This window comes from Pedobacter sp. GW460-11-11-14-TSB4 (assembly GCF_059423705.1).
Map to the genome: position 1 here is coordinate 356,203 of NZ_JBWKYI010000001.1, position 23,924 is coordinate 380,126.

The 23,924-nt window shown below is 39.6% G+C and carries 12 protein-coding genes; all 12 read right to left on the bottom strand.

Going from position 1 to position 23,924, the window contains the following annotated elements:
* Positions 1 to 18: 18 nt before the first annotated feature.
* The 12 genes from AC07YT_RS01605 to AC07YT_RS01660 all read right to left on the bottom strand — a co-directional run bounded on the left by AC07YT_RS01605 (position 19) and on the right by AC07YT_RS01660 (position 23,793).
* A complete protein-coding gene (locus tag AC07YT_RS01605) occupies positions 19 to 1,851 on the bottom strand; it encodes a sialidase/neuraminidase family protein (protein WP_086546131.1) in 1,833 nt (610 codons plus the stop codon).
* A gap of 167 nt (positions 1,852 to 2,018) precedes the next feature.
* Positions 2,019 to 2,903: a glycoside hydrolase family 43 protein gene (locus AC07YT_RS01610; protein WP_086546129.1), complete on the bottom strand. Its 885-nt coding sequence runs from the start codon at positions 2,901 to 2,903 to the stop codon at positions 2,019 to 2,021.
* Between the two features lie 119 nt (positions 2,904 to 3,022).
* A complete protein-coding gene (locus AC07YT_RS01615) occupies positions 3,023 to 4,423 on the bottom strand; it encodes a glycoside hydrolase family 140 protein (RefSeq protein WP_086546127.1) in 1,401 nt (466 codons plus the stop codon).
* 1 nt (position 4,424) lies between these two features.
* Positions 4,425 to 7,586, bottom strand: coding sequence for a DUF6298 domain-containing protein (locus AC07YT_RS01620; protein WP_086546125.1), 3,162 nt, complete (start codon positions 7,584 to 7,586; stop codon positions 4,425 to 4,427).
* A gap of 166 nt (positions 7,587 to 7,752) precedes the next feature.
* Positions 7,753 to 8,055, bottom strand: coding sequence for a GIY-YIG nuclease family protein (locus tag AC07YT_RS01625; RefSeq protein ID WP_086546124.1), 303 nt, complete (start codon positions 8,053 to 8,055; stop codon positions 7,753 to 7,755).
* 76 nt (positions 8,056 to 8,131) lie between these two features.
* The gene (locus AC07YT_RS01630) at positions 8,132 to 9,763 is read right to left on the bottom strand and encodes a pectate lyase family protein (protein ID WP_086546122.1); all 1,632 of its coding nucleotides are present in this window, start codon (positions 9,761 to 9,763) and stop codon (positions 8,132 to 8,134) included.
* Between the two features lies 1 nt (position 9,764).
* On the bottom strand, positions 9,765 to 11,420 hold the full coding sequence (locus tag AC07YT_RS01635; protein ID WP_086546120.1) for a pectate lyase family protein: 1,656 nt from the start codon (positions 11,418 to 11,420) through the stop codon (positions 9,765 to 9,767).
* A 397-nt stretch (positions 11,421 to 11,817) separates the two neighbouring features.
* A complete protein-coding gene (locus AC07YT_RS01640; RefSeq protein WP_086546118.1) occupies positions 11,818 to 13,647 on the bottom strand; it encodes a RagB/SusD family nutrient uptake outer membrane protein in 1,830 nt (609 codons plus the stop codon).
* Between the two features lie 14 nt (positions 13,648 to 13,661).
* A complete protein-coding gene (locus AC07YT_RS01645; protein WP_086546116.1) occupies positions 13,662 to 16,916 on the bottom strand; it encodes a SusC/RagA family TonB-linked outer membrane protein in 3,255 nt (1,084 codons plus the stop codon).
* Between the two features lie 780 nt (positions 16,917 to 17,696).
* Positions 17,697 to 18,686, bottom strand: a complete 990-nt coding sequence (locus AC07YT_RS01650; protein WP_145954235.1) for a hypothetical protein — start codon at positions 18,684 to 18,686, stop codon at positions 17,697 to 17,699.
* 47 nt (positions 18,687 to 18,733) lie between these two features.
* Positions 18,734 to 20,626, bottom strand: a complete 1,893-nt coding sequence (locus AC07YT_RS01655; protein ID WP_086546112.1) for a RagB/SusD family nutrient uptake outer membrane protein — start codon at positions 20,624 to 20,626, stop codon at positions 18,734 to 18,736.
* Between the two features lie 11 nt (positions 20,627 to 20,637).
* Positions 20,638 to 23,793, bottom strand: a complete 3,156-nt coding sequence (locus AC07YT_RS01660; RefSeq protein ID WP_086546110.1) for a SusC/RagA family TonB-linked outer membrane protein — start codon at positions 23,791 to 23,793, stop codon at positions 20,638 to 20,640.
* Positions 23,794 to 23,924 lie beyond the last annotated feature (131 nt).

Here is a 23,924-nt window from a genome sequence, read left to right on the forward strand (position 1 = left end):
CTTAAAAATTCAACCATCCTAAAATCCCTCCGTTTTTAAATATTTAATTGAATATACAGCCTCGTTTTTCTCAGATTCTCCTGCATTTTTCAAATCGTAAGCTTGATCAGCCGGGGTATCTACATCTGGAAAACGGCGAACATCTCCTGTACGGAAAACAATTCGCGAAACACCGGTTACCGGCTGAAAAGCCAGACTCGTTAAAACCTCTTTTCCATTTACGGTAATGGTGTAAAACCGGGTATGTGCATCGAGTTTCAATTTGATATCATAGCTTTTTCCAGCCTCATATTTCATGAAGTTTTTATAACGGGCACCAGCCTTTGCACTTAATACACCAGCAGTATCAAAAGTCAGGCGAACTGTAGCCATTCCTTTAGCATCTTGCAATTCGATTTCGAGTAAACCGAAATTATTTTGCTTTGGTGTAACCGAAAACAAGGTCATGATTTTTTTAGATGCCGGGAATATCCGTTCTGCTTTTGCATAGTCAAAGGGGTCTTTATCCTTTAAAACCAAAGTTCCATCTTCAACTTTAACTGGCGCCCAAAGCGGACTGTAAATATTCCACATTTCGAGTGCTTTTCCTTTAGGTAGCTTTTCAAAATCATCATTTACGTGCTGCGTAGCTTGATCATTCACGGGCACAGGAACTGAAGAAACCCAGATATCTTCCTTGTTCATACTGTAGGTTACCCATAATTTACCATCAGCAGGTTTCCCGTTACCTTCTTCGATACCGCGTACATATTGCGGACCATAAGATTTGTAATTACCGCCATAACGCATGGGTGTGATCTCGCCATTTACCAATAAAAGATTCGTATAATCTAAACCATTTTTACTGGTCGAAATGGCTAAAGGCCACCGGTATTCTGATGGATTATAAACCGTTGCATAATTTCCGTCTGAAGTTTTTTGCCCCCAGATTTTGGCATTACTGTTCACAAAGCCTGGAGCACGCGATGCATTTTCCGGCCAGCTTTTGCCATTATCATTGCTAATTGCTGTTAAGGCATTTTTCCATAAACCCACCACTCTTCCGTCGGGTAGATGATAGTAACTGAATGCTTTATATTGTTTTTGCAAAGTGATTAAAGGATCGTTCCGATCTGCTTCCTCATTCCATTGCTGTGTCATTAACTTATTTGCCAATAACTCATTACAAGCTTCAACAAAAGCTTTACTTTTACTCTTAGTGTATAATGGATACTTCGTATTTTTCTCTGAATATCCGGGATTGTAATGAATGAAATAAATCGGACCGTATTTTCCATCGGCTTGAATTTCTCTTACGGCCCTGCCAATTCCATGACCATCGTTGGGATCGTCTTTAGCATCGAAACTGATGGCGTAAAAACCCAAAACCAAAAACACATTTTTAGTGGAAACATAAAAGCCCATGCGCTGATGCATCACGGCATCTAAATCTTTTGCCACATCCGTTCTTCCCTCCTTTGTTGTTCCATCCGGGATTCGGTAAATTGGAAATACGACATCAGGTTTGGTCCAGGTGTAGCCATCTTTTGATGATTGCACTAATGTTTGTCCTGGCGGAATGCTCTCGCCAACTTTATCACTTAAATATTCGATGTAAAATTTGTTGTTCCAATAAGCCAGCATTGGCGCGTGGTTGTAGGTCCAGCCGAAGTTTTCAGCCAGTTCCGGATGTTCTCTGTTTGCACGGAAAGTTTGAATGCTGTGCACACCCATTACCGGCGAAAGTTGGCCATGGTGATAATCTGCATTAACCAAAGTTTTACCCGTGTAACGTACGGTATCCTGTGCCTGCGAAGTTAATAGCGCAAGTGTAAATGGCAGGGTTAAACAAAGTATTTTAAATGTATTCATGTTATGTTTTTTACCACAAAGGCACTAAGAATTAAAGTCTTTTATTCGCTAAGTCGTCATTGCGAGTTTCCGATCCTTTATCGGAACGAAACAATCTTTTTTGCTCAATAGATTGCTTCACGCGCTCGCTCGTTCCCTTGCTTCAGTTCGCCATGACGGCTCGTTTATTACTTCAATAAATTCTCAATCACTTTCCTTTTTACTTTTATAATCGTTCCATGTTTGTGTCCTTCGGGAATCGAAACCTCCGATGTCACATCCTTAAAAGTTTTAAAATCGGCCGTTTTATAAGCCGAGTAAATTTTCTGCCCGTAAGCATCAAAATAAATCAGCCAATCCTTCCCAACTTTGACTACCGTTGGTCCTTCGGTTAATTTCGGACTAAAAGTTTCTGAAACGTTTTCGTAAGGTCCTAAAGCATCTTTTGCAAAAGCCACTTTTAAATTTCTGTTCGGGCGTGTATTATCTTTCAAAACCAACACATAATCTTTGCTAGCGCGTTTTAGAATAACCGCATCAATAACACTAAAACCAGGATCAAGAAATAATTTCGGTTTCGAGAAGCTTATAAAATCTTTTGTGGTAATGCTGTACATCCGGTGATTGTTTTCTTCCTCTTCTATTCCTTTAGCAAAGCGGAATGGTATGGTTGAAGCCCAGATGATTACATATTCTCCTTTTTCATTATCATAAAAAATTTCAGGTGCCCAAACATTTACCGTCTTGGGTTCGCTTTCCATTACTGGAAGGAACTTCTGCTCGCTCCAGTTGATCAGATCTTTTGAACTGGCATAACCAAAACCTTTATCACCTTTCCAGCTACAGGTCCAAACCAAATGAAAAGTACCGTCTGGCCCTTGTACGATGGAGGGATCGCGTAAAACTTTTTGCGTTCCAACTTCAGGTTTTAAAAATGTTTTATTTAAATCTGTCCAATGGTAAGCATCGTAGCTGTATAAAAGCCTTAATCCTTCGTTTGCCGGCTCATGAAAAGACGTAAACAGGTAAGCTTGTTTTGTACAGGATGTTAATCCACAAAACAGCCAGCCCATTATAGCTAAGCGAAAAAATGATATGGACTTTGTTTTAAACACTCTTTTCTTTAGTTATTTTTATTCTTTATTGATCTTGCTTTGGCCTAACGCCATACGCCTTCCGCTACACGCTTCTCCTATATCTTCTCCAACATCAAAACCCAATCATTACCATTTGCAGGTTCGCCTGGTGGGTTAAATTCTTTTATTCCTTTATTTTCAAATTCTCCTATTGCGGTAGTTTTTCCTGTTCTTGGGTCAAACCACGATGCCTTTACATCATCGCCATCGGTTTTACCTAACTGAACGCTGAAATTTTTTCCGGTATAAGTATAAAGCAGTGCAAATTCTTCACCTCTTGTGGCGATAACCCGCTCGTATTTTTCGCCGTTCTTTCCAGCTATTAAAGTCTGATCAGGTACACGGTCGAAATAGGAATGCGAAAGCATTAAATCTTTCAGGTATTGCATTTGTTTTGCTCCGGGAGCATTTATTGCCGTTATCCATTGATCTTTTGGACCATAAGCAGGTTTTAGATCTGTTTTTTTGTACATCTGCATCACCGAATTATGGCCATAGGTGTAACCGAAAGCACCTGCAAAAACCGACCAGTAACCATATCTTCTTACATCGCTATCTGTCCAGCGTGGCTGGCTGGTATCGTGCAAACCTTGTGGAATGTCTTCGTATGAAGGTTCGCCATCAATAGTCGGTTTGGTTGGTTTCAGTTTATAATCGGCTTCAATGTATTTCCAGTTATCTTCTCCATAATGTAATTTCTCGTTTTTAGATGTATCCTGATCGTAACGGCGATGACCTGACTGTACCATGTCGAAATCGCACCATTTAGCTTGCTGGAACCATTGCGAAGAAGCCGTACGCCCCCTTGGATGGAAAGTAATTAAATGATTCGGGTCATTCGCCCTTAGCGTTTCACCAATGGTATTCCAAACTTCTTTTTTGTCGCTACCTTTAATATCACCACCATTGAGCCAGATAATATTCCATTTTTCTTTATAACGTTTAGCCAAAAATTCGGAATAAACCTTTGCCTGATCTTTTTTAACTTTTCCATTTTTAACATTGGTACCCCAAACCGGAACCAGGGCCATGTAAAGCCCTTTTTCAGCTGCTTTATCAACGATATAATCTACATGATCCCAATAATCATAAGCCAAAGAATCTTTCGGGTTATTGCCTGGTGTAAGCATCGGTTTTGAAACGTCTGCATGCACAAGCGATGAATCCAAATAGATATTTCTCGATGGCACATCGTGCAATAGCATCACCTGGATTACATTGAATCCCTTTTGTTTACGGTCTTCCAGGTAAGTATTTGCCTCTTCTCTTGTCAATCTGCCAAATAACAACCAGCCTGTATCGCCGAGCCAAAAGAATGGTTTGCCATCGCCAGTGGTTAAATATCTTCCATTTTCAGAAATCAGAAGGCTTTTATCCCCAAAATGAGGTTTCTTCTTGCAAGCCAAAGCGAGGCAAGAAACCATAACAAGCAGAAATATTTTAGATTTAATGTTCATGTTAAATTTTATTGATGATGAGTACCTCGTCGCCTGAAGCTACTTTATTCAACTTTACAATGGCGCCAGCATTAATTTTTTCTTCTTTAAGCATTTTACCGGTTCGGGTGTTCAGCACTTTTACATTGAATTTTCCTGTGATCTTACTTAAATCAAGATTAATCGCATCTGCTGAAGCATTGTATAAAATGTAAGCTTTGCCTGCATTTTCCAGTCCGTATTGTTTAGCTGATTTACCTGCCGGAAGAAATGCTTTCATTGAAGAAGCGGCATTTAGAACCGACTGATCTATTTCATTGATATTTGATAGTGAACCGCCTGCCATTAAAATCGCCCATCCGAAGCTATCAAAGCTATCGCCCGAATAAATCACAGCCTTTTCAGGGAATTTGTTTTTATATTCGGAAACGGCATGGTAAACTTCTTCGAAAGATGTTTTCTTAGGTTTTAACAAACGTGCATGCTGACGGGGGGCTAAACTTAAGCCACCTTGTGGTGCATAAGCTGTTCCATCGGCCTGGTAATGCCAGTACCTGATATCGATTAAATCGACAACATTGGCACGATTAGGATCAGCTAAAATGGCATCCTGAACATCTTTGGTTACACTTAAACCGATGATGGGATGTTTGCCTGTTTCTTTTTCCCACTCTTTTATGGTGTCGATCCAGAATTGTACAAAATGTAAGGGACCGGTAAACTCTGCACCAATTAACTGAATAACACCTGTATTTCCATTGAAATTCTCCAGGCATTTTCTGATGTAAGCCTTATGGATTGCCTTACGGTGCTCGTTTGTGATATCGTAAAACTGCTCGGCCATAAAAATACGTTTATCACCGGCATATGGAACTGGTTCGGGGAAACCTGTATTGTTGATGTTGTTTGCCGTACGCCAGGGAAAATCAGCATAATGTGCACCAGCTTCGATAATATTGTGCTGAAAATAATTTTCATGGATTAAAACCAGGCCTTTCTGGTCGGCCAGATTGGCAAATTGTTTTAACCTATCCCAATACCAAAGATTATACTTCGTGATGTCGTATTTGCTTAAACCATCCCAGGCTTTATCCTGTCCGCTTCGGGCAAATGGCAATTCGTAAAATGGTGCCCAAACTTCGCCATCCATACGGCGGATACGTTCGTGATCATCTCTTCTTCTGTCGTACCAAAGGCCATAATTGTGATCGAGTACTTTTACCGAACCGCTTTTCATGGCATCCGTAATCGAATCCAAATCGTCTGTTAAGCCATTTCCTGAACGTCCGGGTACAAAACGCGTAATATGAAATTTTGTGTTTTTTAAACCGTAAGGACGCGCACTTCCATTCCACCAGGGCACATCCTGGCGATTCCCCACCACAAGTTCATTGCCGCGAACCAACCAACCTTTTTTGATGGTCATGGCGCTGGCAAGTGTTGGTTGAATAACTTTATCCAAGCCGATTTTATCGATACTTTTTTCTGAACCAGCATCCGTTGGAATTTTATTTCTTTCAGATGCAGCATCAATATATTCTGAAACGGTTAATGCAGGTTTATAGGCCAGCTTGGTTAGTTTTAGCGCTACATCAACAGGTGGGCTACTTGATGCTTCGGTTTCTACCGGAAGAACGAAATTCCTTTTATCGGCTTCATTACCTAATCTATCTTTTAACTGCGCGTAATATAAACTTCTCGGTTGAATTTGTTCGTTAGACATATCCCAATAACCATTCCCGGCAAATTGCGACCAGGTTCCAAAAGCCCAGTTTTGAGCTGTCGGGGGTTGAAAATTATCAACCCTGGCTGCACTACACTGCCAGAATACACTGTTTGCAGCGCTCCACCCTGCCCCCTGGCCATCTTGTCCGCGGTTTAAATAACTTAAGGCCTGTCCATCAATATTTACGATATCGAACAACACACCTGATGCCCAGCTATCAATTGCACCACTAAAACTAAAAGGCAAATACGACTGGCATTGCACAAAAGCATTTGGTCCGGGTGCACAAAAGCCTACCGCAAAATCATGGTAGCCATATTCTGAATATAACCTTTGGAAAAGGGTCTGTGATCCTGTGGTTAAAAATGTAAACCGGCGTTCACCACCAATTTCAGAAATTGGGGCCAATGATTTACAATCTTCAACAGTAATCCTTTTTGAAGTCTCCAAAACATTTACAGCAGAACCTGCAAAATGTTCAAAAACAACCTGACGAACCCAGGCATCCTGCACATTCTCTAAACAAATGGCTGTCCAGCGGTGGTACTCGTCTTTAGTATTTTCTTTATGGTAATCGGATTCGATTTTTAAATTTTCAACACCCGATTGCGCAATTCTGCCCGCCCATTTGTATTTTGAAAGGGTTGCACCACCAAACCTGGAATCTAAGGCTGTTGTAATTGGCGCATCGAAAGTGATTGTATTGCCGTTTATGGCAGTGATTTTTCTATCCCAATGAATATCCCTTGTTCCTGGTTTCCAGCCTAAAGCACTTTCACCACCGCCAAACTCGACAGTTTTAAGGGTTTCGATCCATTCTTTGGTTGATGGGCGATGAATGAGGATCTGATCGCCAATTTTTAATCCATTTGTATTCGCTAAGGTAATTTTATTTGCATTTACAGGCACATAAGTATCAGTAAGGGCTATCGCTTGTTCCTCCACCTTATTCTTTTGACCCAAAATTCTGATCACACCAATACGATCTAAGCCTGTAGCGAAAATTTTTGTGCCGTTTTCGCCCATTCCACTTCCACGAAGAACTACGCCGGAAGCTGATAACCGTAATGTTCCAGCGACTTCGTAAGTCCCTTTTTCCAGTAAAACCGCACCACGTAAACCATCTTTTCCGATCGGTAATTTAGCCACGTAATTAATGGCTGATTGAATCCTTAGGGTGGCATCGCCTTTTGAAACAGGAACCACAACTTTTATTGTGGCATTAGGAATGGCTATTTCACCAGCCATGTAACCTGCATATGAAAAATCGGGAATGCGGTTTCCTTCTGCATCGGGCGTATACGCCATTTTGCCATCTTTTCCTTTAAAAATTGGCTTTGGTGGCTCAACAGGTTTTGTCTTTTGTGCGAAAGAAAAGTTAGCCGCCAAAAGCGCCATTACCAAAAACGGTAAGGTTTTTAGTTGTAAAACTTTTAATATGTGGTTAGTTTTTGGCATTAATGTTTTTTATTTGTCATGCTGAGGCACGAAGCATCTGCAACCTATGGTCTACTGTCCTTGCCTATTCTCCTCCAGCCTTGGCAGTAGTTTTATTAACGTTTTGTTTTCACAGCATGCATATTCTTCACTACATTCAGAGTCACAATGCTATTTGATTAGGTTTTTATCTTTCAATTATCTCTTCATTCAAAAATCTCCACTTTGGATTAAAAAATTCAATCAACTCATTTTTCTTTTTCCTAGTCCAGCCCTTAATTTCTTTTTCTCTTTCAATTGTCTGCTCAACGAACTGATATCTTTCAAAAAAAATTAAATAGTGGCAATTGTACTTAAAAGTAAAAGCAAATTTATTTTCTCTATTCTCTACGTGTTGTTTAAGTCTAACCTCTAAGTCATTTGTTACGCCTGTGTACAAAACAGTTCTGTTCTTGTTTGTTAAGATGTAGACAAAGTAATTATGGTCCATATTATATTTAAAAGCTACGTTTCATCGCTTGCAGATTCTTCACTGCGTTCAGAATGACAGCATATACAAGAATTTTCTACGGTCTCACTTTATTAATATCAACCAAACTATTCAAGTACACTTCGATATTGGCATCACCTGATTTCGATAGCTTTGTAGCATCCTTGGCATCTTTAGGATTAAGTCCGTTTTTGATTTCCCAGGCATCTGGAATACCATCATGATCACTATCCAGATAGGGTTTTCCTTTATATTCAGGGTAACCGCCAACTTGTGCGATATCTGAAATAATGCCTTGTTTATAAGAATCGGCAGGTAAACGACGTTTTACATAACTTTGTTTAGCAGGAAGTTTTCCGTCTTCTACATGCTCAATCTTACCGGTGGTAACCTGTTTGATGATACGTTGATCTACCGCATCGCGAACCGGTAAAGATGCACCTGCATTAGCCAGCACATAATCGTAAGCTTTTTTGGTGTCGATGATTGAAATTTTGGCCATAGGTAATGGTTTATCTACTTTCATCGAATCCAGTAGTTTTTGTTTATCTCTTTTGCTTTCAGGCTGAACGCCGCCATCCCAGTTGTTTTTGGTTACTTTTTCATTTCCTTCAATAATATTTCCGGTTACATAAGCGCGGCCAAATTCATTCGAAAACTTTTTATCCCTACCCGATTCTGGCTTCAAGATACGATAAGAAATCGGTTCTCCTGCAGGCGTAATGGGTCCTGGTTTGTAATAATTATTAATGAAACTGTATAAAGAAGCATTATCGCCACCATCGGCACTTCTGTTCCACCAGTTAAAAATCACGTTATTGGCAAAACCAAAATCGCCGTACATACCTACGGATGGGTTGCGACTGATATTTGAGGCCCAAAGATTACGCATGAAAGTTGAATTTAAACCTCCAATGGTACTTCCGAAAGCATGGTTATAGGTATCTAAGGCTTCAGAAAAAATTGAATTTTGAATGGTAACGTTTACTGTAGGTAATTTCTCTGGCTTAGAACCGTCTTCTTTATCATAAACATGACGATAAATAGACATGTTTTCGTCCAATCCCCAGCTCGCCGAAACATGGTCGATGATGATATTACCAACGGGATTACCACCAATGGCATCATCTCTTCGTGTTACATCTGTCTGGCCACGGCGGAAACGCATATAACGGATCACCACATCATGTGTATTAATCCATACCGATTCGCCAGCCACACACACACCATCGCCTGGTGCACTTTGACCGGCAATGGTAATATAAGGTGCCCGAATAATCAGTGGTGTTTTTAATCTGATGATGCCCGAAACGTTGAAAACAATAATTCTCGCTCCGCCTTGTTCGCAGGCTTCACGCAGTGTTCCCTTGCCTGAATCTTCCAGACTGGTGACCACATAAACTTTTCCTCCTCTGCCTCCGAACGAGTATGCGCCACCACCTTCAGCACCAGGAAAGGCTACGGTTTTCGCTTGTGGCAAATCGCCTGGTTTAGCCGCCCATGGAATATAAGGTTTACCATGTTTTGCCTCTTCATCAACAATATGTTTAACTTTTAAAAACTGAAGTTCTGATTTTTCTTCGATACTTTTCAAAAGTGAATCGGCTTTCTTTTCCATTGCTTCAGGGATAACCGGATATTGCGAAAAAGCTACATTTCCTATACCGCATAAAGCAATTATGCTAAAAATTGAATTCCAGGTACGCATATTAATTAGGTTTTACAATTGAAACAGGAACAACACTATTTAAATATACTTCGATGTTTGAATAACCGCTTTTGGTAATTTTCGCAGCATCAGATGCATCCTTAGGATTCAAGCCGTTTTTAAGTTCATACGCGTCTGGCATACCATCATCGTCTGAATCTTTGTAAGGCGTTCCTTTGTATTCCGGATAACCTCCAACTTGTGAAACCTCTGTAATGATACCTTGTTTATAAGAATCGCCTGGTAACCTGCGGTGTTCGAACTGGAAAGCAGATGGTTTAGCGTTCGGATAAACTTCAATTTTTCCGGTAGCCACTTGTTTCACGACACGTGTATCAACCGGATCTCTTTTTGGTAAGGTTGCGCCGGCATTTGCCAATACATATTCTTTAGCCTGTAAAGTTGGTATGATACTGATTTTAGGCATTGGGAACGGATCTTTGGCTTTCATTGCAGGAAAGTATTTACCAGCTGTTTCCAAAGACATTAAATTTCCTTTTTTATCTTCCATCTGTACGCCTCCATCCCAGTTATTTTTGGTTACCCGCTCATTACCATCAATAATATTTCCGGCAACATAGGCACGGCCGAACACCACGTAAGGTAATTTACTACGGCCTGATTCTGGTTTCAAAATCCGGTAACTGATCGGATCTTTTAATTCGGTAACCGGTCCTGGTTTATAATAGTTGTTGATGATGTTATATTGTGCCGTATAATCGCCACCATCGGTAGAGCGGTTATTCCAGTTGAACACCACGTTATTGGCGAAGTTAAATATACCATTCCAGCCGATTGATGGGTTACGGGCGCCGTTATCAGCCCAAAGGTTACGTACAAAAGCACAATTTTCGCCACCTAAAGTACTGCCAAAAGCATGGTTCCAGTAATCTAAGGCTTCCGAGAAAATAGAGTTTTGTATGGTGATATTAACTGTTCCCAGTTTTTCTTCGGTTTTACCTGTGCTATCATTGTACATGTGGCGGTACATCGACATATTTTCATCCAAACCCCAACTTGCCGAAACGTGATCAATCATGATGTTTCCAACCGGATTTCCACCAATGGCATCATCGCGACGGCCCACAAAAGTTTCACCTCTTCTAAAACGCATGAAGCGAACAATAACATCGTGGGTATTTAACCAAACCGATTCGCCAGCTACACACACACCGTCACCCGGTGCGGTTTGACCAGCAATGGTAATGTATGGGGCACGGATGATCAATGGCGTTTTCAGTCTGATGATACCGGCAACATTGAAAACAACAATTCTTGCTCCACCTTGTTCGCAGGCATCACGCAAAGAGCCCGGACCCCTATCGTTTAAATTTTTAACGACAATTACCCTACCGCCATGACCACCAAAGCTGTATGCACCTCCACCTTCAGCACCTGGAAATGCCAGGAGTTTAGACTGAGGGAGGTCAGTTGGCCGGCCAGCCCATGGAATATACGGCTTACCTTCAGCAGCTTCTTTGGCCATAATAGGCTTGGCTTTTTCCCAGGCTATATCCGACTGGTGATAAGCTTCTTTCATCATCGAATCAGAAGATTTTTTGATGTCGGCCGGAATATTCGGGTATTGGGCAAATGTATAATTTGCGGAGAAAATTAATGCCGTTGTACACAACAGATTTAAAAAGTTCTTTTTCATTTGTGTTTGCTCGTTGGGAAGAGAAAGAAGTTACGGAATATTTTTGATCAGCAGAAAAAATCTAATCTATAATATTTAAAATCGTGGCTCATTTCTTTGTCTATCCTTGTAAATAATTTTGGTTAGAAAGTATATTATCTTTCAAATTTGCACGCAAAAAGCGGCTATTTAATGTATAATTTTGGCTAGCTATTGTACCATCTTATCAATTGGCAAAAATGCCTGTAACAAATTAAATTCATTCTCGCAGCCATGTTACAAGATAGGAATAAAATTCATATATAAATGTAACATTCTTAAATAAAAAAAAAGGAAACAAATTAATGTTCCCTTTTTTCAAAAACCAAATAAAAAAAACCGGGGCAGTGAGCAAACCACCCCAAAGATCTTAGCTCAATTATTTAAATGGATCGAACGCGCCACCCCAGGTATTGTTTTGCTGGAGGTTTACATTGTTTTGAATAGACGCGGTTGGAATGCCAAAAAAGTATACGCCAGCCTGGTAAGCAATATCATAGGTATCCAGTGCCTTTGTTGTCACTGTAAAGTTGGTGGCATAAAAAGCATCCAGGTTTGTGGCTGCAGCTGCATCTCTGGTGCTCAGGATATAATCCGTTCCTGTGCCCGTGTTTTTCAGTGCAATATTAATGGCCAACCTTCTTTTTCCATTCAATGTTGTTTCCAGTAATTTTCTTCTTCTTAAATCCCAGAAACGTTTCCCCTCAAAAGCCAGCTCAATTCTTCTTTCGCGCATAATGGCCGTTACCAGTTGAGCACCGCTCATTCCGGCAGTTAAGCCATAAAGTCCGTCTGTTCCGGCCTCAATACCTGCACGTTTTCTGATCGCGATCAGGTTCGCATAAGCTTCCTGACTCTGACCTACATTACCAATCTCAGCCGCACATTCTGCTAAATTCAACAATACTTCCGCATAACGCATTTCGATCCAATCGGTACCGGCATAAATAAAATTACTGGTTGTTAATGCCGGATCGATACCTTTTCTTAAGTAAAAACCGCTGGCAGTTGCCTGTGATTCTGTACTAAGCGTTGTAGAGCCTTTAGTGTAATTATAAGTCCATAAACGATAATTCGGATTGGCATTTAATGGCCAATTTGCACCATTATAAGCAATTGTCTGATCGAACCTCGGATCGCGGTCTTTGTAAAAAGTGGCTAAAGTGTAAGGGTATTTGGTCGAAGTACCTGCATCTTTACCATCTTTCATCGGGAAAGCCAAAGCCATGTCGTAAGTCGGCAAATTAGACCCACCAGTAGTTCCGATATATTTTGGCACCGTTGCATTTGGATACGTATTATTGTTTTGAGCCAAATCAGTTGTAGCCATATTATATTGAGTGGTTAACACCGCTTCCGGGTTTTGTGGGGTACTGCCTGATTTACTTCCTTCGGTTGTCCACATGGTGACATCAAATTTTGAATATAAACCAAATCCGTTGGTTGAAAGATTTTCTACGGCCAGCACATTGGCATCGTAAGCAGCTTTCCACCTTGTCTGATCATTCGTAGGATTAAATTCCGGGCTTGCCCAATACATCAATACTTTACCTTTATAAGCCAATGCTGCACCTTTGGTAATACGGCCATAATCTGCATTGCTCGTCCATTTGGTTGGTAAATACTTAATGCAGGTATCTAAATCTCTAATAATTTGAGCAAAAGTTTCAGAAGTTGTATTTCTAGGTAATAATGCAGCTTTTTTCGCCTCATCGCCTACCGCATCCAGTGGGGTAAGCACAATGGGCACCCCTCCATAGAGTTTAACCAGTTCGAAGTACCTAAACGCCCGCCAGAATGTAGCCTGTGCATTAAATCGTCTTTTAGTTCCAGCCGACAAGGTGCCATTGTTTATGTCTCTGATGAACATATTAATAGACCTGATTTTTACATAGTTACCGGCAGTATTCAAATTTCCTAAATCGGTAACCGACTCGATGGTTGCTGTACCTTTTACAAAAACGTTATCTCCGTATTGCTCATCAGACAATGAATTTACCGAGCCGCTTAAGCCACCTACATTACCAAACCATGAGGGCTGATTTTGTCCGTAAATATAGTTCATGCTTAAAGTTGCAGTAACCGAATCATTATAAATTTGTTCCGCAACAAAGTTGCCCAAATCTTGTTTTTCCAATACCTTTTTACAGTTGCTGAAGAGCATAGTAAGTGAGGCAGAAATTGCGATTAATATGATTAATTTTTTCATGATATTTCTTGTAATTATAAGCCAACATTTATACCAAAAGAAATTGTTCTTAGTGTTGGATAGGTACCCACCGGAGAAAGAAAATCTCTATAGTTATCTGGAAATGGATTAATAAACTGAACCGGATTGGTTGCCTGTGCAAATACCCTAATGCTGTTTATACCTACTTTTTGGGTTAAAGTAGCCGGTATTGAATAACTCAAATTGGCATTGGTAATCCCCAATTGCGTGGCCGATACCAACCAAAAATCACTTTCTTCGAATGCGCTGGTAAAATAAGGGTTAGGATAAGCGGCATTGGTATTTGTTTTGGTCCAGTGATCTGCCCAGTATGAGGCCCTGTTTCCATAAATAGAAGGACTTGTTCCGCTAGGTTTTAAACCACCAATACTGGTATAACCACCCCATGATAAACCTCCAACAACGTTAAGACTAAGGCCTTTATAACCTACGTTAAAATTTAGGCCCAAGTAATTATGGTTGGTTTGGCGGTTGGTAATATATTGCTTATCCGCAACGCTGATCACGCCATCGCCGTTTACATCTTCATAATTGATCATTCCCGGTTGTAAAACATTATCTAATATTTTAACTTTTTTAGCGTCATTTCCAACAGCCGATCCATTAATACGCTGTGCAATAATAGCATTAGCCTCATCCTGTGTTCTGATGATACCTAAAGATTTGTATCCGAAATAACCCGGATCATTTGATTGACCAGTTAGGTCTTCAAGCGTACCAATCTTTCCTGATGCCAAATCATACCTGATGTATTTATTATCATTCCAGGTGTAAAACGGAGAGAAACTATAGCTAAAATTTTCGCCAATTTTATCTTTCCAGGTTAAACTTAGTTCGTAACCAAAAGTATTTACAATACCAAAGTTTTCTGTCGGAACAGCTGCACCAATAACGGCCGGTACAGAAGAAGATAATGTGGTTAACATATCATAATTATGGCTCCAGAAATACTCTGCCGTAGCCGTTAATCTGTTGTTTAAGAAAGCCATATCCACACCATAATTGGTTTTTAATGAATGATCCCAAACAACCATTTCGTTAGGAATGGCAATATTTGTTTTCACACCGATGGTTCTGTCGCCATTATTAAACACAGCACCACCATTATTCCCGGTACCCACATTGTACGATGCCAGGTATTGATAAGGTTTAGTATTATCTGTACCTGTTAAACCAACTGAAACCCTAAACTTTAAGAGGTCCATAAATTTAACATGGTCTTTAAAGAATTTTTCCTGCGATGCCACCCATCCGGCAGAAGCAGCCGGGAAACCACCCCAGTTACGCCCTGGAGCAAACCTCGAACTACCATCTCTACGGTAAACCAATTGTAACAGGTATTTATTGTCGTAATCGTAGTTAATACGCGAAATAATGGATTGGAAACCAAACTGATTCACCAAACCTACCTGATTTGAACTTTGTGTACCCACTGCAAATGTTTGATAAGGTAATGCACCGGTAACCAAACCTTCAACCATTGCTGATACCCCTTCCTGATTCGATTCTCTCTGCTCTAGCAAAGCTGTGGCAGATATGCTGTGTTTGCCAAAAGTACGGTCGTAAGTAAAACCACCATTTAATTGATATGATTCGCTAAATACCGGATTCAAACGAATCCTATCGCCATTTTTGATCGAAGACACCGACAATAAAGCACCACCTGGAATATGGCTGTTTAAACCTAAACCAGCATATTTGTAATAGTTAAATGTAGTACCAAACTGCTTTCCATTGCTGGCGTTGATGTTTTTATTTGCAGTAAATGTAGCTGTCAAACCTTTTACACCTGGTATTTGATAGGTTATTTTACCTAACATGTTCATTACGTAGGCTTTGCTGCTTGTAAAATTGTCGGTATTTTGGATTAAGAAGAAGTTCACATTCTCTAAACCACCACCCGCGTTGGCGCCCAATAATACAGGGTTGCCATCAATAAAATATTCAGACCAGGGATTAACATTTTGTAGGGTTGCTACGTCATTGTCTAAACTCTCACTGGTGCTGTTCAGTTTGTAGAAGTAACTTTTCGACTGGTTAACATCAGTACTGATTGATGCCGAAACCGTTAATCCCTTACCTAATTTAGCATCGATACTTGCTCTTAAGCCATATTTACTTGAATTAACACCTTTAAAATTTGAATTTTGGGTAATGTAATCGCCACCCACAAAATAAGTCACCTTATCGGTACCACCACTGATGTTTAAGGCCTGACGATACATATTCGAAGTTTGAAATGCATTTTTTAACCAGTTATTATTGTGGTTGCCAAAATATTCCAACTCATCAGGCGTATACCACAATGGTTCTTTAGTGGTCGTCACGCCATCCACAACCTTAAATCCGTCTGCCGGGTTGATATAAGTATTTTGCCTTACTACCCCAGCTGTAACTTGCTGATAAACGCTTGCATCCAGATAATCATTCACAAAATTACCAAGTTGTAAACCACTCATCATATCTGGCAGTTTAGTGGCGTCAGAAAAACCTACCGATGAACTGAAATTAATTTTTGGCGCACCCGTTTTACCTCTTTTCGTGCGAACAATAATTACTCCGTTTGCACCTGAAACCCCAAAAATTGCAGCTTCGGCATCTTTTAGTACAGAAACACTTTCTACCACGTTTTGGTCTAACAGGTCGAAATCTGCCTGCGTTCTGATGACATCATCAATTACGAAAATCGGATTGGTACCCTGACCACCATCTTTGGCAAACGCAACCGGATTACGGATGGTAATGGTTGTTCCCTGCCCCGGTCTTTGTGTACCTCCAGAAATGTTCAGGTTGGGTGCTGTTCCTCTTAAGGCAGCACTTAAAGTTAACGCCGGTACATCTTCTACCTTCTTGATATCGGCTGTTGATACAGAACCTGTTAAGGTAACTTTCTTTTGTGTACCATAACCTACAACCACTACTTCTTCTAAATTTTGATTATCAGAAACCAGTTTTACATTGATGGTTGTTTGTGTACCTACCGGGATGGTTTGCCGGGCGTAGCCGATGTATGAAAACACCAGTACATCGCTATTTGATTTTACCTGTATGGTATAAACCCCATCAGAGTTGGTGCTCACATTACTTGGAACACCTTTCAGACTTACGTTTACTCCAGGAATTCCCTGTCCATCGGCCTGATCTACAACCTTACCTGTAATCTTTCGGTCTTGAGCAAAAAGTATTGTACTTGCCAGTAAGATCATGAGCAAGGACAAAGAAATTTTGCGTAAAAATTTTAAGTTCATCTTATTATTTGGTTAGTTTTTAATTCAATGGTTGAGGATTTATACGTCCTTAATCAAAGGTTTTATTGCGCTAAATTTTAAACTTTATAAATGGAGAGGGTTAATGAGTTGGATTTTTTTCTATTAAATTCTATTTCCTCCGGAACTATAAATTAAAGCAGGTCTTACAGCCTTTCCGGAAAAAAAATGAAAATAATATGCGGTGATTTGGCTCATTTTTTATTTTGATCTCGATAATTATTTTGGTTAGAAAGTATATTATAATTCAAAATTGCACGCAAAATATCACTATTTTATGTATAATTTTCTCCAGCTATTGTAGTATATTATCATTCGGCAAAAATCCTTGTAACAAATTAAATTGATTACGATAACTGATATACAAGGTAAATATTAAATTCATATATAAATTTAATATTTAAATAAAAAGTATTTGTATAGAGTATTTTAGCTGATTTTTAAGTTAAAAACGTTGTTTAGACGCTTATTTTAAAGCTTTGGTAAAAAAATATTTACAAAAGAAAAAGGGACATAAGTGGTGTCCCTTTGAATTTGATCATAAAAATGGTGCTGTTTATTACTTTAGATTGCCTCCAACACCAGAACATAAGTGTTATTTGATGAGCTATTAACAATTCTTTTTTCTCAAGGGTAGAACAGCAATCTGCATGGCATTACCTGCTCATTAATGTGATGGGCTTAAATAGAAAAGGAAGCAATCGCTGCTCCCTTTTTCTTCAAACCAAATATATGGCGGTACCAACCGCCGAACAAAACACTTTATCGCTGAACTTTGATGCTCACATTAATGTAAGGCCTTTTCTGCAAGTCGGCAGTAACTACATTAACATATAACATCCCATATTTACCCTCCGGAGTAAGGAAAAACACCGCATTACCTGGCGCTAAACCATTAGCCGGAAGAACTTGAGTAGTTTCATTAAAAGTAATTGCCCTTGCTTTAGCTAAAGTTTCTATAGATGAGCCAGAAATTGCCGTAGTGAGAAATGCATTGGCTTGTCCGGTAACAGGCTGACTAAATTTAGTCGCTCTTTTAGGACTAAAGCCGCTAATATCGTAAACGGTTAATGGATTAGTAGCTACGCTTAGGGAATATAAATTAACTACCCAGGTTGGCGTCTGAACTGTAGAATTTGATCCTGGCTTTCTATATATACCAAAATCTATCTTTCCGGCATTGGCTGATGCATTTGTATAACTAAAACCTGTAGCATCAGTAAGTGATAAAAAGCTTGGTAGAGATTTCGCAACCGTATCTGGTAAATAAATATCCCTGTTGGCGTAAATCATAAAACTCGGATTTACCTCAACTGTTACTTTTTTGTATCCGTCGCCAATGTACACACCCTTTTCATTTAACGCACAAATACGAAAGCTTTGTTTGCCATCACGAAGTGCAGCTGCAGGAAAAAGCGTGTTATTTGGAAGTTTAATCACGGCTGAAAAACTTCTGCGTTTAGTAGGATCGGTAATGGCTATTGTATAACGTGTAGCCTGAACCGTACCTGAAGAAACCTCAAATACATACGAATACATATCCTCGTTAGCCGAGTTTATAGTGAAATCAATCCATACCTCTTCTTTGTCGTTAATTACTTTGTAATCGGTTACGCAACGAGGATCGCTATTGTTGAAAGTTACGGTAACATCATCGAACATGTTAAAAATGTTCGCCGATTCTTTTTTGCAAGAAGCGAAAAGAATCAAGCATAACCCGATGAGTAACTTATTTATATATCTAGTTTTCATTATTTTAATTTTTAGTCAGATCAACTGAAACATTTATGCTTTAAGTACTAATCTAGTGGGTCAAACGAACCACCAGCCCATCCAATGGTTGGAAGAATTTTATTACCAAAACTCACAAAATCATTATGGAAGGTGTAGAAGTAATGAAATTCAGGAATATTATATGGTAAATACGTTGTGTTTGTTATGACAACATTTTTAAAATACTTGGTATAAACTGCTTTATCATTAATATTTAAAGTTTCTCTAAATGCGGTTGTACCGCCAGGAACTGTTGGATCTTCTAACACTTTTTTATCTTTTTGGTCTGATCCTACCGGAGGGTTTACTAACTGGACTTCCAATTTAGACATGTTCCCGGTTAACAAATGCATGGTGCGGGATCTTCTCAAATCTGAATTACGTTTGTTCTCGAAAGCGAATTCAATTTGTCTTTCGTTAAGAATTAAGTTACGCAACTGTGGCGTGCTTCCAGCCAAAGCGAGTCCGTAATCTGCATCACCTGCCACTACTCCAGCTCTTATACGAATTTGTCTCACTAAATCTTTTGCACCTGCAATATTTCCGGTTTCATTCAAACAATCGGCATAATTTAACATTACCTCTGCAAATCTCAATTCAATCCAATCCATACCACTTCCGCCACCAACAGAGCTATTGTAAGCAGAAGCACTTGCGGTTAAAGCTGGTGTAGAGAAGCGCTTTACATATACCGCAACTCCACTGCTTTCCCCAACGGCCAGGTTGTAAGTCCACTGTTTTCTATTCGCGTTCCCGCTTAAAGGATATGCCGATCCGTTTGTAGCAAAAGTAGCTTCAAATCTCGGGTCTCTATTTTGCCAGAACATGGTTGCATCATAAGGAAAAGCTGTTGAGGTATTTAATGGTTTTCCATCTTTCATTGGGTAGGCATCCAACATTTTTGTAGTTGGCATAAAGTATGTATTTGGAAAGCCGGTACTTCCACCTTCTGAAGTTGGTCTAACCCGCTGTTCAGTTCCATTCCCTCTGTTAGGTACTGTATTTGAATAGGTCCTAACTAAAATCGCTTCAGTATTCCCACTTTCTACACGGAAAATATCTAGATAATTTGGCATTAATTTTTTTCCTGCTGAAACGCACATATCATAAGCTTCTTTGTTAGCAGCTAAAGCATCAGTCCATCTTGATGCCTGATAAGGATGTTTTGCATCATTTAGCGGATTAAATTGTGGACTAGCCCAATAGAATAACACTTTTGCTTTTAAACAGGTGGCAATCAGTTTAGTGATCTTACCTCTGCCGTCAGCGTCGCCTGGCGCAAAACCATCTAACAAGACAATGGCGTTATTTAAATCGCTCAATATTGCCGCAAAACACTCTCTAGCCGGCCTTCTACCTTCATCATAAATAGTGTCAGCTCCCTGCGGTGTTAATGGAAGTGGAACACCACCATAAACTTTAACCAATTCGAAATAAGTTATCGCTCTTAGCGCATAATACTGTCCGAGCAATTCATTTTTCTTTTGGGTTAACATGGTACTGTTTGGAAGATTGGTAATGGCATCATTACATCTCGCAATATCCCAGTACTTATTCTGGCCAGGGTTACCGCCATAAGTATTGCCGGTATACCTCACATCGTTATTGCCCAGAATACCCTGTAGACCAAGTGCCATTTTTGCATTAGCATCTCCATCAGGAAAATAATTTTCATCACTGGCATAGTGAACACCATAACGATCAGGAGTGAGTTGTAAGGGAAATTGATACATAGCTACATCATATACCCTGTTAAGGTGTAGCTGTACAGAACCTTCATTATCCCATATGGTCTGATCGATACCGCCTGTATCTGGCAATAAGAAAAACTCATCTTTATTTACACAAGCGGGCAAAAGTGCAGCTAAAGTTAAAATAGCTACTGCTTTTTTTATATTGTTTTTTATTTGACTAATCATTGCTCAAAAAATTATAGGTTAACACTTAATCCTAAAGATATCGTCCTCAACATTGGATAATCCCATGCACTTGAAGTGTATGGATCTTTATAAGGCAGCGGATTTACAATGGTCCAAAGATTATTTCCGGTTAGTAGGATACGGGCTCCGCCGATCCCTAATTTATTTGCAAAAGCAGTAGGTGCTTTATAACTCAAAGTCATGGTATTGATCCGGATCATCGTTCCGTCAACTGCCCAGAAATCAGAGTTTATTCCTAACGAAGGATCATCAAACCTAGGATATTTACCTTCCATTGGATTTTCTAATGTCCAGCGATCTGTCCAGATAGACAAGGTATTTCTGGTTTTTGATGGTGCTGTTCTTGCCCTGCTATCGTAGAAAATTTTACCACCAAATCTTGCATTGATATTCGTGTTTAAACTGAAGTTTTTGTAAGTCAGGTTTAATGAAATACCAGAAGAAAAGAACGCATTCGTATTGTTATACAAAGGCGATAAATCGCTGTCAGAGATTACACCATCAGCATTGGTATCTTCATAATACAACCACCCAGGTTGTGGAATTCTATCATAAATCCTATAGTTAGGATATTTCGCCATCCAGGCATCAACTTCGCCCTGCGTTCTGAACATGCCCAGGTTGGTTAAACCATAATTGCCACTATTGTACTTGCGTGGGTCTGTACCGAACAATTGTAAGTTAGGAAGGGTATTGTTAATCAAAAATCCTGGTGTATACAAGATCCTGTCTGTAACGGAGTTACCATAAGAGAAATTCATGCTTGCACTAAGATTCCAGTCTGTTGCAAGTTTTGCTTTATAGCCAATGCTAAATTCAGAACCCCAGTTATAAAGCTGTCTGTAGTTTAATACCTGTGCCTGTGTACCGAAATATAGTGGATATTGATTATTTGCACCCAGTTCGAAACCATCATAAGTATAGTTTTGGAAGGCTTCGATACTAATATCTAATTTATTGTTAAACATTGAAGTTTCTAAACCCACATTAATGGTTCTTTTTTTCTCCCAGGTGATTTCAGGATTAGCCAGACGGGAACGGTTCAAACTATTCCCATTCGAAGTTCCATAAATATATCCATTGGTTACATCAATCTGGAATCTATCCTGCCATAAACGAACGCCAACCCTGTCGTCTCCCGTAATACCAACATTTGCTTTTAATTTCAGAAAATTAATGAAGCTAAGGGCACTACTGTTTTTAAAGAACTTTTCCTGACTCACCACCCATCCAATTCCAATATTTGGCGATACACCCCAACGATTCCCTAAAGCGAAGTTAGATGACGCATCAATACGGGCAATACCCTCAATCAGGTATCTCTTATCAAAATCATAACTAAAGCGGGCAAAACCAGAGCGTTTGGAAACCGCTGTTTGATCCAAGTTTGATGCGACTAAAGTATTGATATCATAAGCAAAAAATTGATCTACACCCGGTATTAACTGATTGGTATAACGAACAGCTGAATTTTGTGTATTACCCTCACTTTGCTCGGCACCAGCTAAAACACTAAAAGTGTGTTTCGCAATGGTTTTATTGTATTGCAGTGTTAGAAAAAACTGATAGCTATTGTTATCCGTCAAACCAGGTGTGAAAGTAGAATTTGCTGCACTGGTTGGCTGAAAAGTAGGTGAAGTAGCAGTAGGTAACTGATTGGTGAACAATTCCTGGTTATTCCCCCTTTTTACAAAATTGTACAGCGTGAAAGGTGGTACATATTGGGTATTCTTCGAAGATCCACTTGATTGCGAAACCTGCCCGCGAATGACAAGTCCTTTTAGAAAGGTTGGTTCGTAAGTTAACGAGGCGTTAATGCGGTATGATTTATTTGAACCATTATTGTAATAACCAGATTCAGAAATGGCTAATGGATTTATATTAGCAGAATTTACTCCGTTAACATTGTAATTAACAAATTTTCCATCGATGCTAATTGGAACCCATCTTGGAACTGTTATCAGTCTTTCAAAAAAGGCAGCATCATTATCCTGGGCATTATGGTGTAGTTCTTTCGTGCCATAATCAACGTTAAAATTCACATCCGCTTTTAAACCGTTTGCAACAGTTGCTACTACACCACTTCTGAATGAATATTTATTGAACTTCATTCCAGCATAATTTCCATTTTCACCCTGGTAACTTCCACCTGCGAAAAAGGTGATTTTATCACTGCCACCAGAAATACCAATATTATGTCTTTGTGTGGTAGCCGCCTGCCATACTTCATCATACCAGCTTTTATAATCCAGCGTTTTGATATACTCTAAATCTTCCGGAGCGAAGTAATCGGATGCTGCAGCACCCTGAGAACGAAATGTATCATTTAATAATAAGGCATGCTCATATCCAGATAACATTTTTGGCACCTTGATCGCATCTGAAATGCCCAGATAACCATTGTAAGTGATGCTTGGCTTGCCAATTCTGCCTTTTTTTGTCGTAACCAAAATAACCCCTTTAGCACCGGCAGCACCATAAATTGCAGCAGAAGCATCCTTTAAGAAGGTTAAATTCTCAATCATAGAAGCATCTATATTATCGAAAGCTTCTCTTGTTACGGTAATATTATCTACAACATAAAGTGGCTCATCTGTGGTACCCGCCGCGGCAGTTGTGGTGGTAGAATTTCTAATGTTTAAAGTAATTGGCGAACCTGGTCGACCTGACGATTGACTCACACCAACACCCGCAATTCTATTTCGTAATGCACCTGCTAAGTTAGGTGCAGGAACATCTTGAATTTCAGCACCACTAATGGTTGCTACCGCACCCAGGATTTCTGATTTTTTCTTGGTTCCGTAACCAATCACCACCACATCATCTAATGCGGTGTTATCTTCTGCAAAGTTTACAGTGATGTTAGTTTTTCCTGCTAAAGGAATGGTCTGTCTGATATAGCCAATGAAGGAAAAAACCAGTACATCAGTTGAAGGATCAGCGATCAATGCAAACTCCCCTTTATCGTTGGTGCTTACATTATTGGTTTTACCACGTATCCCAACAGTTACACCGGGAAGGGGCTGCCCGTCTTTTTTGTCGACCACTTTACCGGTGATCTGCTTTTGTTGGGCAAAAACAGCGGTACATGTGATTAGCATGAGCACTAAAACCCATGAGGTTTTTCGTAAAAATTTTGAGTTCATATTCGTTATTTGGTTAGTTTTTTACTAATACATCTAATCTGAAATTAACCAGGCCTCGTGCACGATTAATTTCATTTAGCATATATAAGCTGTAATCGCAATTGCTTTCTACAGTTTATCAATAGTGTTTC